Origin of the sequence: Streptomyces sp. SID5464, assembly GCF_009862985.1 — a bacterium.
Taxonomy (GTDB): Bacteria; Actinomycetota; Actinomycetes; order Streptomycetales; family Streptomycetaceae; genus Streptomyces; species Streptomyces chartreusis_D.
On the sequence record NZ_WWIQ01000024.1, the window covers coordinates 444 to 14,866 of the forward strand.

General features: G+C 73.4%; 14 protein-coding genes and 1 pseudogene. 3 read left to right on the plus strand and 12 right to left on the minus strand.

What is annotated here, in order from left to right; translation table 11 throughout:
* The 6 genes from GTY47_RS18560 to GTY47_RS18585 form a co-directional block, all read right to left on the minus strand.
* Positions 1 to 129 (minus strand): Hsp70 family protein (locus tag GTY47_RS18560; RefSeq protein WP_010049188.1); only part of this gene is annotated, 129 nt, incomplete at its 3' end.
* A gap of 60 nt (positions 130 to 189) precedes the next feature.
* A complete protein-coding gene (locus GTY47_RS18565) occupies positions 190 to 930 on the minus strand; it encodes a glycerophosphodiester phosphodiesterase family protein (RefSeq protein ID WP_010049191.1) in 741 nt (246 codons plus the stop codon).
* Complete coding sequence (locus GTY47_RS18570; protein WP_010049192.1) at positions 927 to 2,312, minus strand: hypothetical protein; 1,386 nt, start codon at positions 2,310 to 2,312, stop codon at positions 927 to 929. The genes GTY47_RS18565 and GTY47_RS18570 overlap by 4 nt, the downstream gene beginning before the upstream one ends.
* A 123-nt stretch (positions 2,313 to 2,435) precedes the next feature.
* A complete protein-coding gene (locus GTY47_RS18575) occupies positions 2,436 to 2,864 on the minus strand; it encodes an OsmC family peroxiredoxin (protein ID WP_010049193.1) in 429 nt (142 codons plus the stop codon).
* A 135-nt stretch (positions 2,865 to 2,999) separates the two neighbouring features.
* Positions 3,000 to 5,072, minus strand: coding sequence for a phage holin family protein (locus GTY47_RS18580; protein WP_010049194.1), 2,073 nt, complete (start codon positions 5,070 to 5,072; stop codon positions 3,000 to 3,002).
* 97 nt (positions 5,073 to 5,169) lie between these two features.
* Positions 5,170 to 5,571 (minus strand): hypothetical protein, encoded by a 402-nt coding sequence (locus GTY47_RS18585; RefSeq protein WP_010049196.1) that lies wholly within the window; start codon positions 5,569 to 5,571, stop codon positions 5,170 to 5,172.
* Positions 5,572 to 5,654: 83 nt separating this feature from the next.
* On the opposite strand from GTY47_RS18585, the gene GTY47_RS18590 reads away from it, so the two are divergent.
* Together GTY47_RS18590 and GTY47_RS18595 are read left to right on the plus strand one after the other, a co-directional pair.
* Positions 5,655 to 6,428, plus strand: coding sequence for an MBL fold metallo-hydrolase (locus GTY47_RS18590; protein WP_010049198.1), 774 nt, complete (start codon positions 5,655 to 5,657; stop codon positions 6,426 to 6,428).
* Between the two features lie 29 nt (positions 6,429 to 6,457).
* Complete coding sequence (locus tag GTY47_RS18595) at positions 6,458 to 7,087, plus strand: VTT domain-containing protein (protein WP_040904562.1); 630 nt, start codon at positions 6,458 to 6,460, stop codon at positions 7,085 to 7,087.
* 80 nt (positions 7,088 to 7,167) lie between these two features.
* On the opposite strand, the gene GTY47_RS18600 is transcribed toward GTY47_RS18595, so the two are convergent.
* The 4 genes from GTY47_RS18600 to GTY47_RS18615 form a co-directional block, all read right to left on the minus strand.
* The gene (locus GTY47_RS18600) at positions 7,168 to 8,229 is read right to left on the minus strand and encodes an MBL fold metallo-hydrolase (protein ID WP_010049201.1); all 1,062 of its coding nucleotides are present in this window, start codon (positions 8,227 to 8,229) and stop codon (positions 7,168 to 7,170) included.
* Positions 8,226 to 9,473, minus strand: coding sequence for an aminotransferase class I/II-fold pyridoxal phosphate-dependent enzyme (locus GTY47_RS18605; protein ID WP_010049203.1), 1,248 nt, complete (start codon positions 9,471 to 9,473; stop codon positions 8,226 to 8,228). The genes GTY47_RS18600 and GTY47_RS18605 overlap by 4 nt, the downstream gene beginning before the upstream one ends.
* Positions 9,474 to 9,648: 175 nt before the next feature.
* Positions 9,649 to 10,332, minus strand: coding sequence for a hypothetical protein (locus GTY47_RS18610; RefSeq protein WP_010049205.1), 684 nt, complete (start codon positions 10,330 to 10,332; stop codon positions 9,649 to 9,651).
* Between the two features lie 221 nt (positions 10,333 to 10,553).
* Entirely contained in the window at positions 10,554 to 11,348 is a 795-nt protein-coding gene (locus GTY47_RS18615; RefSeq protein ID WP_010049207.1) for an RNA polymerase sigma factor SigF, read from the minus strand.
* 242 nt (positions 11,349 to 11,590) lie between these two features.
* On the opposite strand from GTY47_RS18615, the gene GTY47_RS18620 reads away from it, so the two are divergent.
* On the plus strand, positions 11,591 to 13,384 hold the full coding sequence (locus GTY47_RS18620) for a thiamine pyrophosphate-requiring protein (protein WP_010049209.1): 1,794 nt from the start codon (positions 11,591 to 11,593) through the stop codon (positions 13,382 to 13,384).
* A gap of 89 nt (positions 13,385 to 13,473) precedes the next feature.
* On the opposite strand, the pseudogene GTY47_RS40995 reads toward GTY47_RS18620, so the two are convergent.
* Both GTY47_RS40995 and GTY47_RS18630 read right to left on the minus strand, forming a co-directional pair.
* A pseudogene (locus tag GTY47_RS40995) lies at positions 13,474 to 13,759 on the minus strand (acetyl-coenzyme A synthetase N-terminal domain-containing protein); the annotation flags it as partial.
* The coding region (locus GTY47_RS18630) for an FAD-dependent monooxygenase (RefSeq protein ID WP_010049212.1) at positions 13,756 to 14,423 on the minus strand (668 nt) is incomplete at its 5' end. The gene GTY47_RS18630 and the pseudogene GTY47_RS40995, both read right to left, overlap by 4 nt.

The following is a 14,423-nucleotide window of genomic DNA, read 5'->3' on the forward strand; positions in this document are numbered from 1 at the left end:
GGCGAACGCCACGACCGAGGGTGTGGTCCTGGCCCCCTCCGCGTTGGCGATGACGGTGGGCTCGCCGCCCTCCAGCACGGCGACCACCGAGTTCGTGGTTCCGAGGTCGATCCCGACCGCACGTCCCATCGCTGTCCCCTTCCGCCAGGGCGCTCTCACTCTCCAGCACAAAACTTGAGTGCGCTGTTGTCAATGGCGCGAAGGGGTGACCGGCCCGCGGAGCGCCACGGCCCGCCGGGGCCGGTCGGTGACGAGCACGTCCACGCGCGGGTGGGCCAGGAAGGCCCGCATCAGGGTGTCGTCGTTGACCGTCCACACCATCGTGAACAGGCCGTGCCGGGTCGCCTCGCGCAGCACGGTGGTCCTGGCCAGCCGCTGGTGCACGGCGACGCCGTGGGCCCCGCAGGCCCGGATGCGGCGCACCGGGAACAGCTCGCTCAGTCGGGTCCCGGGCAGCCGGGCCAGGGCCAGCTCCCTGCGGTCGCGCCCCAGGGACAGCGCGGTGCGCACTCCGGGGAAGGCCTGCGCGACGGCGGCCACGGAACAGTCCTCCAGCGACGTGACGACGAGCCCGTCCGCCCCGAGCAGGGCGAGGGCCCGGTCGATCACCTCCCGCTCGTAGCCCACCTCCTTCAGGTCCAGGTGCGCCACGAGCTTCCCGGCGATCAGCGCCATGACCTCGTCCACCACCGGCACGTCGTAGCCGGCCCGCTCGCTCAGCTCGGCATGGGTGAGCGTGGCCAGCGGCGGCCCGGTGTGCCCGGCCCGGGCGTCGTGGTAGACGACGAGGACGCCGTCCTTCGTGCGGCGGATGTCGAACTCGGCGTACTCCGCGCCGGACTCGAGCGCGTCCTCGTACGCCTGCCAGGTGGCGGGTCCGGCGCGCTCGGAGCCGCCCCGGTGGGCGGAGACGGCGGGGCGTGGCGTCATGGTCGTCGGCTCCCGGAGGGCGAGCGGGGAGGCGGGAGGGGTACGGCGTCGTCGTCGGGCGCCGGCAGCAGCGAGCCGGAGCGGGTGCTGATGCGTCTGAGCAGCACGTAGCCGATCAGGACCAGGATCACGAAGGGGAGCCAGGCCAGCGCGTAGGCCGGGCCGTAGGCGCGCAGGTCGAGGATGGAGCGGTGGTCGTCGACGTTCGTGCCGTTCACGCCGAAGAAGGCCAGCAGCAGGGTGGGCGGCAGGGCGATCAGCGTGGCGGCGGCGACCAGGCCGGAGACGGTGCGGTCCCGGCGGTCGTCGCGCTCGGCGAGTTCGGCGTCCAGGGCGGCGGAGCGGGCGCTGATCACCGAGGTCAGGCGCTCGACCATGCGGGCCGAGTTCTCCAGGCTGTCGCGGATGCCGAGCGCGTCGCGCAGCGAGGACTGGAACGCCTCCATGACCATCTCGGGGATCAGCAGGCTGTCGACGTAGGCCTCGACACCGAAGGCGAGGTCCAGCTGGAGTTCGTTGACGCCCGCGGAGAGGCGGGAGATCAGGGAGCGGATCTCGGTGGGCGAGTCGGTCAGGGCCTGCTCGTTGGCCCTCATCGTGGCGAAGGCGGCGAGCCGGGTGCGCTGGAGCGCGGCCAGGGCGGAGATCATGCCGATGGCGACGAGCATCAGGCCGTTCTCGACGTGCGGGGCCCAGCCCGCCTGGACGGAGACGCCCCGGCCGAGGGCGGACAGGGTGACGCCGTGGTTCCTGAGGTGCGGTGCAAGACTCGCGTCGTGGGGCGTGGCGGGGTTCCAGGGCATTCGGCCGCGGTAGACGATCTCGTTCAGCAGGATCGCCTTGCGGGCCTCGTCGGCGCTGAGCAGCTCACGCTGTAACCGGCCGCCTGGGAAGACCAGTTGGTGCACGTTCTGGCCGAGGGCGAGCGGCCGGCCGCCGAGCTGTTCGGTCAGCGCCGTCAGGAGCGGGCGGTCGTCGAGTTCGATCCGCTCCCGGTCGAAGCAGGTGGTGGCCAGCCACGCGGCGAGGTCGCCCGCCGTGGTCTCGCCCGCGAAGGCGCAGTCCACGACGAGGGTGGCGTCGCCGCGCGGGGTGGTGACGACCAGGATCCGCAGGGACGCGAGGCCCAGGCCGTGGTCACCGTGCGGCAGCCGCAGCCGGCGCGGCGCGATCTGTTCGTCCAGCATCGGGACGGGGAGGACGTCCTGGCTGGTCATCAGGTGGGAGGCGAAGCGGCCGTAGTCGTAGCGGTCGACGAGGGCGCCGAGGGCGGTGTCCCGGGGGCGGAGCCGGCCGGAGAGGCTGAACAGCAGCAGGACGCGGGTCCGGTCGCGGGTGGCGGAGTCGAGCGCCGTCGCGCTGGTGGACGTTCCCGGCAGCATCGCGTTCCTTCCGGACCGTCGGCGGCAGAGCGTCTGGTTCATACCCCGGGGGCGGTCGACGAACCGACGACGCCGCGCGGGCCGGCCCTGGCGGGCGGGCCCGCGCGACGTGGGTGGGGCAGGTCAGGCGAGCTTGGCGGTCAGGGTGATGGGCGTGGCCTTGAGGGCCTGGCTGACCGGGCAGCCGACCTTGGCCTCCTCGGCGGCTGCGAGGAAGGCCGCCTCGTCCATGCCGGGGACGGTGCCCTCGACGGTGAGGTGGATGCCGGTGATGCCCTCGCCGGGCTGGAAGGTGACGTCGGCGGAGGTCACCAGCTTGGTCGGCGGGGTGCCGGCCTTGTCGAGGATGTTGGAGAAGGCCATCGAGAAGCAGCTGGAGTGGGCTGCGGCGATCAGCTCCTCCGGGCTGGTCTTCCCGCCCGGCTCCTCGGTGCGTGCCGCCCAGGTGACCGGCTGCTCGGCGAGGATGCCGGAGGAGTCGAAGGTGACGACGCCGTTGCCCTTGAACAGGTTGCCTTCCCACACGGTGTGTGCGGAGCGCGTGGCTGCCATGACGCATCCTTTCGATGAGTATCCGGAACCGTGACCGGGTTCCTGGCACCATCCGATCACACTCCCGCTCAACTCACGCGGAAGACCGGCCCTCTGGCGGCGAGCGGCAGCGCGCCGTCGCGGACGCCGCCGGTGTCAGGCGGCGCGTTCCTCGCTGCTCTCCAAGGGCACCTGGGGGCCGTCCGACTCGCGCATCCAGCGGCGCAGGACGCGGTGGACGTGTTCGGCGCCGACGAGTTCCTCCCCCTCGTCGACCGGCGCGGAGAAGCCGAGCGGCGACAGCAGGAAGGGTCTGCCCTGGGCGCCGCCGAGGCCGCCGTGGGAGCCGATCTGCTCCTCGAAGGCGAGGACTTCGCCGTCGGCCGGGTCGTGGAAGGAGTTGACCATGATGTCGGCGGTGTGCGGGAAGGAGTGCGTACGGCGTACCGCGTCGGCGGCGCCCGGCCCGAACGGGGCGAGGGGGCCCGGGTTGTCGTCGAGGTCGGCGAGCGGTATCTCGGCGCCGTACGCGCCGAGGACGACCCCGCCGTGCTCGTCGCTGCGGACCAGCAGGAAGCCGATGCCGGGGTGGTTGGCGAGGGTCGGCAGCAGCGCGGGGTGGCGGGCGTCGATCTCCTCCTTGCTCATGCGGTGCGTGACGTCCGGGAAGGAGACCAGGCCGAGGTTGCCGGAGGCCAGCACGATCGGCTCCGAGCGGCGCGTGGGGCGGTGCCGCTCGCCGCCTTCCTCGACCGGTATGCGCAGGGCGGCACGCACGGCGGCGCGGGCCTCCGCCCCGCTGCGGGTGCGCTCCGCGCGGCGCGGCACGGGCAGTCCGCAGCCGGCCCGCACCAGGTCGCCGAGGGTGAGGCCGTAGCGGGAGCGGAAGGTCTCGCCGGGGCTCTGGCCGTGGTCGGACAGCACGACGAGCCGGTACGGGCGCGGGGCGTGCTCGGCGACGTTCTCGATCAGGGCGAGGGAGCGGTCGAGGCGTTCGAGGACCTTCTGCGCGTCGCGGCTCGCCGGGCCGGAGTGGTGGGCGACCTCGTCGTAGGCCACGAGGTCGGCGTAGACGGCGGTGCGGCCGGCGAGCATGTCACCCGTCACGGCGGCCACGACGACGTCCCGCTCGACGACGGTCGCGAAGGCCCTCACGAGCGGGTAGAGGCCGCCGCGGGAGACGCGCGGGCGTTGCTTGCCGAGGCGGGCCCGGGTCGACTGGCCGATCTCCCGGCCCACCTCGGCGACGAAGGACAGGGCCGTGCGCACGGCGTTGGCCGGGTCGGAGAAGTAGGCGAAGTAGCCCGCGCGGGAGCGGTTCTCCCGGCTGCGGCGGCGGGCGGCGATGGACAGCACGAGGGCCTGCTGTTCGGCGCCGCCGCTGAACAGGTTGCCGCGGCTGGCGCCGTCGACGGTGAGCAGGCCGCCGTGCCCCGCGTACCCGACGGCGCGGCGCTGGAGTTCGGCGGCGCTGGTCGGGCGGTTGCAGACGACGACCTCGCGGGTGTCCTTCTCGTACCAGCGGAACGCGGGGACGTCGTGGTTGCTGCCGTGCAGGATGCCGAGCTGGCTGGCGCCGGTCTGGCTGGACCAGTCCGTGCGCCAGGGGGTGAGCCGGTGGGTGGGGCGGCCGCCGTCGCCGATGTCGAGCCAGCGGGCGACGGTGGGCATCAGGCCCTTGCCGACCGCGTCCAGCAGGACGTCGTGGCCGACGCCGTCGAGTTGCAGGAAGACCGTGCCGGGGCTGGCCGGGCAGGGTGGTCCGGATCTGCGGCGGCGGTCCGAGAGGCGGTACAGCCGGCGGCGGTAGGCGTCGTCGTCGCGCACGGCCAGGGCGGCGCCGGTGGCGGACGCCACGGCGGACATCACGGCGGCGACCACGACGGCGGTCTCGGGGGCGACGGTGCCGCGCTCCCCGGGGTCCAGGCGCAGGGCGAGCAGCAGCAGCGCGCCGTTGAGGAAGAACACCAGCAGCCCGAGCACGAGCGCCGGTACGAGGAGCAGGAGCCGGACGAGCAAGGGCCAGACCACGGCCGACAGCAGCCCGAAGGCGCCGGCGCCGAAGGCCGCGGTGACGGCGATGTCGGTCGCGCTGTCACCGTCGGCCGAGCGGAGCCGGAAGTCGGGCAGGATCCCGGCGAGCACGAGCATGGTGAGGGTGGAGACCGCCCACACGGCGACGCTCCGCCCCACCTGACTGGCGACCCGCCGCCACCGCACGCCCCGCACGCCCCGCCACCTCACGTCCCGGCCCGTCGCGACCACGGACCCTCACCCACAGTGCCACAACGCGCCGGGGACGCCCGGTGTCCCCGGTACCGTCGCGTCAGCGCCCGTCGTAGCCGGCCGTGGGCATCGACAGCCGGCGGTGCACGCACGCCTTCATCGCCGCGTCGTACGCCGGCTCCGCCTGCCCGACCGTCTCGACCCGCACCCCGCGCCGCGCGCACTCCGCGGTGAACTCCTCGACGGAGGCGAGCGCGCTCTCCAGGACTCTCCGGCTGGGTGCCACGAACAGGTCCAGGCCGGGGCGGACGCCGTCCCACAGCGCGCAGTGGTCGGGACGCAGTCCCCGCACCAGTAACTCCCGGCTGATCACATAGCCCCGCTCGCTGGCCCAGCGGGCGCACATCGCGTGCTGGCTGCGGGAGTCGACCAGGAACGGATCGTCGTCGAGCTCCTCCAGCGGCGTCAGACTCGCGATCGCCGTGACCCGGACCGGCACCATGGCGTCCCCCCTCACCTCCGGTTTCGCCGCCGACCCTACTCCTGCACGTACGCTTCGGGGAGTCGCGCGAAGGAGGCAAAGAAGTGCCGGTGGAGATCACCTGGTGGGGTCACGCCACTTGCACGGTCGAGGACTCGAACGTACGCGTGCTCACCGATCCGCTGTTCGCGCGCCGGCTCGCGCACCTGCGCCGCCGGCGCGGGGACCTGCCGCCTCCCGGCGCCCACCAGGCGGATGTCGCGCTGGTCTCGCATCTGCACGCCGACCACCTGCATGTGCCGTCGCTGATGCGGCTCGCTCCGGGCACGCGCCTGCTCGTGCCCCGGGGCGCGCGCCGGGCGGTGCCGGGACTGCGCCGGCTTTCGCACCTGCGGGTCAGCGAGGTGGCGCCCGGGGACGAGACCCCGGTCGGCGACATCGTCGTTCGGGCCGTGCCCGCGCGGCACGACGGACGCCGGCTGCCGCTCGGACCGCACCGCTCCCCCGCGCTCGGCTACGTCATAGCCGGCGAGGCCCGGACGTACTTCGCCGGGGACACCGGGCTGTTCGACGGGATGGCCGAGGAGGTCGGGCCGGTGGAGGTGGCGGTGCTGCCGGTGGGCGGCTGGGGGCCGTACCTGGGCGAGGGCCACCTGGACGCGGGCCGGGCGGCGCAGGCGCTGGCACGGCTGGCGCCGCGCAGTGCGGTGCCGGTGCACTACGGCACGTACTGGCCGATCGGGATGGACGCCGTGCGCCCCCACGAGTTCCATGCGCCGGGCGACGAGTTCGTGCGCCTCGCGGCGCGGCACGCGCCCGGCGTGGCGGTGCACCGGCTCGGGCACGGGGAGAGCGTGCGCCTGGAGGTCGCGCGGTGATCTGGACCGCGCCCGGGGCGCAGGCCGCCGTGCCTCTGCTCGCCGCGTCGGCCGTCACCCCGGCGTCCGTCGTGCCGGAGTCCACGCAGCAGGCGATCGGCTACCCCTCGCTCTTCCTGCTGGTGCTGATCGGGGCGCTGGTACCGGTGATCCCGACGGGCGCGCTGGTGAGTTCGGCGGCCGTGGTCGCCTTCCACCAGACGGCTCCGTTCTCGCTGGCGATGGTGTTCGTGACGGCGTCGCTGGCGGCGTTCCTCGGGGACGCGGCGCTGTACTGGCTGGGGCGGCGCGGGATGAAGTCGAAGAACGGCTCGCGCTGGCTGGAGGCGATCCGGGCGCGAGCGCCGGAGGACCGGCTGACGCAGGCGCAGGAGAAACTGGCCGCGCACGGTGTTGCCGTACTGGTGTTGTCCCGGCTGGTGCCGGCGGGGCGGATTCCGGTGATGCTGGCCTGTCTGATGGCGAGGTGGCCGATGCGCCGCTTCTGGCGCGGGAACCTGCCGGCCTGTCTGGCCTGGGCCGTGACGTACCAGTTGATCGGGATTCTCGGGGGGTCGTTGTTCGACGAGCCGTGGGAGGGCGTGGTCGCGGCGATCGCGCTGACCCTGCTGATCAGCGCGACGCCGAGTCTCTGGAAGCGGGTTCGATCGGCCAGGTGATGTCCCGCAGCGGAGTGCGGGGCCCAGGCGGCTGGGCGCGCCCACGCGGCGGAGCCGCACATCGGCACAGCCCCGCGCCCCTAGGTGTGCTGCAGTACCCGTGAGCCACCGATGGGCAGGTCCCACAGGTCCTCGCGGAGCAGGCCCGCCTTTTCCCAGGCCGCGCGGACGCGGGTGAGCGGTTCCAGGACCGGTTCGGCGGAGAGCACGAAGGTGCCCCAGTGCATGGGGGCCATCCGCCGGGCGCCGAGGTCCTGGGCGGCCCGGACCGCTTCCTCCGGGTCGCAGTGGACGTCGCTGAGCCACCAGCGCGGGTCGTAGGCGCCGATGGGGAGGAGGGCGAGGTCGATGCCGGGGTAGCGGCGGCCGATGCGGGAGAACCAGTGGCCGTAGCCCGTGTCGCCCGCGAAGTAGACGCGCTGTCCCTCCCGGTCGGTCAGGACCCAGCCGCCCCACAGGCTGCGGCAGGTGTCGACGAGGGTGCGCTTGGACCAGTGGTGGGACGGGACGAAGTCGAAGCGGACGCCGTCCAGTTCGGCCGCCTCCCACCAGTCGAGCTCCGTGACGCGGGTGAAGCGACGGCGGTGGAACCAGCGGGCCAGGCCGGCCGGGACGAACACGGGGGTGTCACGCGGGAGCCTGCGCAGCGTCGGGGCGTCCAGGTGGTCGTAGTGGTTGTGGCTGATGACGACGGCGTCGACGTGCGGCAGGGCCTCCCAGGGGACGCCCACGGGCGTGATGCGGGCCGGGGTGCCGAGGATCCGGCGGGACCAGACCGGGTCGGTGAGGACCGTGAGCCCGCCGATGCGCAGGACCCAACTGGCGTGTCCCGCCCAGGTGACGGCGACCGTGCGGGCGTCGGCGCGGGGCAGGGGGCCGGGGGCGTACGGGAGCCGGGGGATGTCGGCGAGGCCTTCCGGGCCGGGTCTCACGGCGCCCTCGCGGGCGAAGCGGGCCATGGCCTTCAGGCCGGGGAGCGGTGCGGTCAGCCGGTCGTGGAACGTGCGCGGCCACACCCGGTGTTCGGCCAGTGGTCTCGGTTCGGCCAGCGGCGGGTACGGGGGCGCGACGGGGGACGGGAGGGCCGCGTCGCCGGCTTCCCGAGTGGTCGTGCTCGTGGTCGACTCGGACTGCTGCGTCATCGAGGAGGCTCCCATCGCTGAGCGTCGTCGCGGAGATCGTCGAAGGCCGTCTTCAGTTGGATCAACGCGCGGTGCACGTGCGGCAGTTCCAACGGCGCTTGTGAGGTGAGGCATTCCGCGCGTTCCGTTTCGGAGCCGGCCAGCAGTGCGCCGGTCGACAGCCGCACGCGCGGGGCTTCGAGCTCGTCGCCGAAGCGGTGGCCACCGGGCGCGGGCATCCCGAGGCGGGCGGCGAGGAAGTCCTCCAGTTCCTGTGCGTCGCCGACGTCGTGCGCACTCAGCGCGGGACGCAGCGGAGCGAGGTCGACGTACAGGTGGCGGCCGGCCTGCGGGGGCCGGGCGAGGGCGCCCGCCGCGACGACGGCGGCGTGCGCCTCGGCGGCCAAGCGCGCGTGCAGGCGCACGGTGGCGGCGACGCGCGCGGTGACCGGTTCCGGTTCCCGCAGGGCGTAGGCGGCCGCCGAGGCGACGGGAGCGGCGACCCGGGCGTCGAGCGCGGTGAGGACGTCGAGCACGCGCGCGTGGAGGCCGTCGGCATCCTCGCCGGCCGGGAAACGGGCCACCGCGGCCGGCCAGCCGGGCGGGAGGAAGGCACCGGCCAGGTCGGTGACGACGGTGACCCGGTCGGGCAGCATCTCGGCGGGGCTGAGCAGCACGGTGTCGTGCGGGTCGTGCAGGGTGTCGCGCCAGGTCTCGTCGCTGACCAGGTGCAGTCCCTCCCCCTGGGCGGCCTCGACGGTCTCGTGCAGCAGCTCGGGAGGGGCGACGGTGGCCGTGGGGTCGTCGGCGACGGACAGCACGAGCAGGCGCGGGTCGCCGCCCTCGGCGCGGACCCGGCGCACGGTCTCCAGCAGGGCGTACGGGTCGGGCACCCCGCCGCTCTCCGGCGGGGTCGGCACGCGGAAGGCGGGGCGTCCGAGCAGCCGGGCGTACGGCGCCCACCAGGCGGCGCACGGTCTCGGCACGAGGACGTCACCGCCGAGGGCTGCGGTCAGGGCGAGCAGCAGCGCGGGCGCGCCGGGTCCGGCGGCCACCCGGCCGGGGTCGCAGTGCAATCCGCGCCGGTCCCAGTAGCCGCAGGCGGCCTCCCGCAGGGCCGGTCCCCCGCCGACCGGCTCGGGATCGCCCCGGGACGCCGCGGCGGCGAGCACGGCGGACAGCTCCGGCAGCACGGGCAGTCCGTCCTCGGGGAGCGGGGGCCCGAACCGGACGGGGCCGTGACCTTCCGGGTCGGTCCGCCGCATCCGTACCTCCGCAGTGCCTGGTGCCGTGTCCTGTCGCCCTCGTCCGTGTCCTCGGCCACTGAGTACCCACGGCGCCGCCACCCCATGGGCGCCCGGCGGGTTGTGACGGTCACAGCATGAGCGGGCCGGGCCGGGGAAGCCGGGGGCTTCCGGGACGGTGGCGCGCGCCGGGGGGTCAGCGGTACGGGTCGCTCTCCCGGTGGCGCAGCCGGTGCACGGCGGCACCGAACGCGCCCGCGATCAGCACTCCGCCCGCGACCAGTGCGGGCACCGAGTCGGTGAAGGCACCGCCGTCACCGGCACGCACCCCCCGCTGGACGACCGCTCCCCCGCACTCGGTGGAGTGGTGCCGCGGCTCGTCGTGCGGTTCGTCGGGGCAGGGCCGGCCGGAGGGCTCGTGGGTCGGCTCGTGAGACGGCTTGTGATGTGCCCCTCCGCCGTGGGCCACCGTGAACGTCGCGCTCCACTCCTTGCCCTCCGCGCCGGGAGCGGCCGGGCAGGTGCCGTCGACGGTCCAGGCCGAGTCCTCGCCGAGGGCGTCGGGGTCATCCTCGAAGTTGTCCGCGGGTGCGATGCGGGCCGTGCCCCGGTAGGCCGGGCCGGACACCTCGTCGTCGTTGCCGGTCACCTTGCGCAACGGGACGGTGCCCTCGTCGAAGGCCTGCGAGGTCGCGTCGATGGTGTCGGGCGGCGGCCCCCCGGTCGGATCACAGCTGACGGAGATGGTGAGCGTCCCCCCGGGCTCCACGGTGGCCGGACTGACCTCGGCGGCGGGTTCGGCGGCCACGACCGGAGCGAACCCGGTCAGGGCCGAGCCGGCCAGGACTGCGACGGAGAGTGCGTGGCGGGTGCGGCGCATGGCGGGGACTCCTTAGGGCGACGGCAGAATGCCCTCTGCCATCACAGCCCGCCCCCTGGAACGCCGCGCGCGCCCGGGCCCCATTAGCGGGACGGTGCCCTCCAACCGGGTGAACCGCAACGCCTCAGGACGCGGGGCTGTACCGATGTGCGGCTCCGCCGCGTGTGCGCGACAAGCCCCAACGGACCCGCACCCGCAAAACCGGCGACACCCCCACGGCGCTACGCCACATCCCGCATGACCTGCTCCCGAACCCGCCCGCAGCACCGGCTGATCAACCGGGACACGTGCATCTGCGAGATCCCCAGCTCCTCGGCGATCCGGCTCTGCGTCATGTCCCCGAAGAACCTCATGTACAGAATCGCCCGCTCCCGCTCCGGCAGCGCCGCCAGCCGCGACTTCACCGCCTCACGGTCCACGACCGTGTCCAGCGCCGGATCCGGCGACCCGAGCGCGTCGCTCAGGGAGTACCCGTCCTCGCTGCCGGGCAGTTCCGCGTCCAGGGACAGGGCGGTGAAGCTCTCCAGCGCCTCCAGGCCCGTCTTGACGTCCTCCTCGCTCAGCTTCGCGTGCTCGGCGATCTCCGCCACGGTGGGCCGCCGGCCGGAGATGGTCTGGGACAGGTCCTGGGAGGCGAACCGGACGCGATTGCGCAGGTCCTGGACGCGACGAGGTACGTGCAGGGTCCACATGTGGTCGCGGAAGTGCCGCTTGATCTCGCCGGTGATGGTGGGCACGGCGTAGCTCTCGAACGCGTTGCCGAGCTCTGGGTCGTAGCGGTCGACGGCCTTGACCAGGCCGAGGGCCGCGACCTGGCGCAGGTCCTCGAAGCTCTCGCCGCGGCTGCGGAAACGCCCGGCGAGCCGGTCGGCCATGGGCAGCCAGGCCTCGACGATCTCGTCGCGGAGCGCGTCGCGCTCCGGTCCGGCGGGCAGTGCGGCGAGCCTGCGGAAGGCGTCGGCGGTGTCGGGGGCGTCGTCGTGGGGGTGCTGCTTCGCGCTGGTGTGGATCGGCATGATGCGTCGCAATTCCCTTACAGGTGCTCTGGGTTGGACGGTCACCGTGGGAGCGCATCACTGGTGCGGACCAGGAGCGCCGGTGGCGGCGCGAGTCGCCGCTCCCACGGACGTGCCTCCTGTCCGAAGCACTGAGGTGCGCCTGCCCCCGGCCCCCGCCCGCAAACCCGGAGAGGTTTTCCGCCGTCGCGCAGGGTGACTCGTACTGCTGGCTCTGTCCCCATACGTCCGGGAGGTCGTACATGAGCACCAAGGTCTCCGACCACGTCCTTGAGCGGTTGCGCGAGTGGGGGGTCGAGCAGGTCTTCGGCTATCCGGGCGACGGCATCAACGGCCTGCTCGCCGCGTGGGGCCGGGCCGAGAACCAGCCGCGTTTCGTGCAGTCGCGGCACGAGGAGATGTCCGCGTTCCAGGCGGTCGGCTACGCCAAGTTCAGCGGCCGTCTCGGAGTGTGCACGGCCACGTCCGGGCCGGGCGCGATCCATCTCCTGAACGGCCTGTACGACGCCAAGCTGGACCACGTCCCGGTGCTGGCGATCGTCGGCCAGACCCACCGCACCGCGATGGGCGGCTCCTACCAGCAGGAAGTGGATCTGCACACGCTGTACAAGGACGTCGCCTCCGACTTCGTGGAGACGGTGACCGTGCCGGAGCAGCTGCCGAACGTGCTGGACCGGGCGATCCGCACCGCCTACGCGCGCCGCTGCCCGACCGCGGTCATCATCCCCGGCGATGTGCAGGAGCTCGACTACTCGCCGCCGACGCACGAGTTCAAGATGGTGCCCTCCAGCCTGGACCGCAGCTCGTGGACGGCGGTTCCCTCGGACGACTCGGTGCGGCGGGCCGCCGAGATCCTCAACTCCGGTGACAAGGTGGCGATCCTGGTCGGCCAGGGCGCGGCCGGCGCGCGGGCCGAGGTGGAGCGGATCGCCGAGCTGCTCGGCGCCGGTGTCGCCAAGGCGCTGCTCGGCAAGGACGTCCTCAGTGACGAACTGCCGTACGTCACCGGCTCGATCGGCCTGCTGGGCACGCGTCCGTCGTACGAGCTGATGCGGGACTGCGACACGCTGCTCACCATCGGGTCGTCGTTCCCGTACACCCAGTTCCTACCGGAGTTCGGTAGCGCCCGGGGCGTGCAGATCGACATCGATCCGCACATGGTCGGGATGCGCTACCCGTACGAGGTGAACCTGGTCGGCGACGCGAAGGCCACGCTGGAGCGACTGATCCCGCTGATCGAGGAGGGGCGCGGGCGCGAGTGGTACGACACGGTGTGCGCGAACGTGACGCGCTGGCGTGACGTCATGGAGCGCCGGGCGGGACTCGACGCCGATCCGATCAATCCTGAGTACGTGGCCCGCGCCCTGGACCCGCTGCTGCCGGACAACGCGATCGTCGCCTCCGACTCGGGCTCGACGGCGAACTGGTACGCGCGGCACCTGACCATGCGGCCGGGCATGCGGGGCTCGCTCTCCGGCACGCTCGCGACGATGGGCTGTGGGGTGCCGTACGTGATCGGCGCGAAGTTCGCGCACCCGGACCGGCCCGCGATCGCGCTGGTGGGCGACGGGGCGATGCAGATGAACGGGATGGCGGAGCTGATCACGGCGGCGAAGTACCGCCACCAGTGGGAGGACCCGCGGCTGGTGATCGCCGTGTGGAACAACCAGGATCTGAATCAGGTCACGTGGGAGATGCGGGCCATGGAGGGCGCGCCGCAGTTCCTGCCGTCGCAGCGGATCCCTGACGTGCAGTACGCCGCGTTCGCGCGTTCCCTGGGGCTGACCGGCATCCGGGTGGAGAAGCCGGAGGACGTCGAGGCGGGCTGGCGTGCCGCGCTGGAGGCGGACGGTCCCGCGGTGGTCGAGTTCCTGACCGATCCGGCCGTCCCGCCGATCCCGCCGCACGCCACCTGGGAGCAGATGGAGGCGACCGCCGCGTCGATCCTCAAGGGCGACGCGGACCGGGGATCGATGGTCAAGCAGGGCTTCAAGGCGAAGGTGCAGGAGTTCCTGCCGGGGCGCGAGAAGAAGTAGCGGTCGCCGCCGCGGATGTTGAACGGTGCAGCCAGTCCGAGCAGCAGCCCGGCGGCTCCGGCCATCTCCAGCGTGCCGATGGGTCTGTCCGCGGCGAGGGAGGCGACCGCGCGCTCAGCCGCTCCCCCGTCACCTCGTACCCGGTGCCGGTCTCGTCGAGGGCGATGATTCTCCTCGGCCAGCACCTGCTCGTAGGGGGTGTCGGCGTCGATGTCGAAGTACTTCCACACCGCCCCAGAACCCCTCCAGGTGGGTGACCGACCACTGATGCAGGGCGGCGTAGTCGTCCGGGTCGATGCCCTGGCGCCGGGCGAACTCCGCGATCCGACTGGCGGCCGCCGTCTCTGGCTCGGGTGGGAAGAAGGGCGTGCTCATCGCGTCGTACTCCTCAACAGGCTTCTCGGGGCCGTCCGTTCGGCAAGAGCAGGGCTTCGTGTGGTGTGCAGCAGGGCCGCCCAGTCGGCGGTCGAGGTGAAGTCGGGTCCACCGGCCGGGACGACGTCCATGACGACGCGGTCGGGGCGCAGCAGTACGGCGTCCGCGCGTCCGGCGCGCATCCAGGCGGCGAGGGTGCCGTCGTCGCCGAGGTCGGTCACGGAGAGCGCGCGTATGCCGAGGCTGTGGGCGAGCGCGGTCAGTGAGGGGCCGGGTGAGGTGGCGGTCAAGACGCTGAAGGAATCGCCGAGCAGCTCGTCGAGACGGGTACGCCGTCCGTCGACGCTCACCCACGGTTGCGGGCAGTGCGTGCCCGCCAGGCCTCGGCGGACCCCGCGCCGCACGAGCGGTCCGGTGGTCAGGGGCGGGCTGAGGTCGCGGCCGGCCAGCCCGGTCAGGCCGGGTATGCGGCAGGCCGCGGCCAGGAGCCTTCGGCGGATCGCGGCGGCACTGTCCTGTCCGCCGGTCATGGCCCAGCCCATGGCGACCGCCAACCGGATCACGTGCCGGGCGTGCGGCTTGCGTTCGCTCTCGTAGGTGTCCAGCAACCGCTCATTCCCGCCCTGCTGGAGGACGCGGGCGAGCTTCCAGGTGAGGTTGTAGG

Excerpts from the sequence above, each read along its gene's own strand:
- GTY47_RS18565 (WP_010049191.1), bottom strand. The coding sequence starts at position 930 with ATGACGCCACGCCCCGCCGTCTCCGCCCACCGGGGCGGCTCCGAGCGC.
- GTY47_RS18570 (WP_010049192.1), bottom strand. The coding sequence starts at position 2,312 with ATGCTGCCGGGAACGTCCACCAGCGCGACGGCGCTCGACTCCGCCACC.
- GTY47_RS18575 (WP_010049193.1), bottom strand. The coding sequence starts at position 2,864 with ATGGCAGCCACGCGCTCCGCACACACCGTGTGGGAAGGCAACCTGTTC.
- GTY47_RS18585 (WP_010049196.1), bottom strand. The coding sequence starts at position 5,571 with ATGGTGCCGGTCCGGGTCACGGCGATCGCGAGTCTGACGCCGCTGGAG.
- GTY47_RS18600 (WP_010049201.1), bottom strand. The coding sequence starts at position 8,229 with ATGACGCAGCAGTCCGAGTCGACCACGAGCACGACCACTCGGGAAGCC.
- GTY47_RS18605 (WP_010049203.1), bottom strand. The coding sequence starts at position 9,473 with ATGCGGCGGACCGACCCGGAAGGTCACGGCCCCGTCCGGTTCGGGCCC.
- GTY47_RS18610 (WP_010049205.1), bottom strand. The coding sequence starts at position 10,332 with ATGCGCCGCACCCGCCACGCACTCTCCGTCGCAGTCCTGGCCGGCTCG.
- GTY47_RS18615 (WP_010049207.1), bottom strand. The coding sequence starts at position 11,348 with ATGCCGATCCACACCAGCGCGAAGCAGCACCCCCACGACGACGCCCCC.
- GTY47_RS18620 (WP_010049209.1), top strand. The coding sequence starts at position 11,591 with ATGAGCACCAAGGTCTCCGACCACGTCCTTGAGCGGTTGCGCGAGTGG.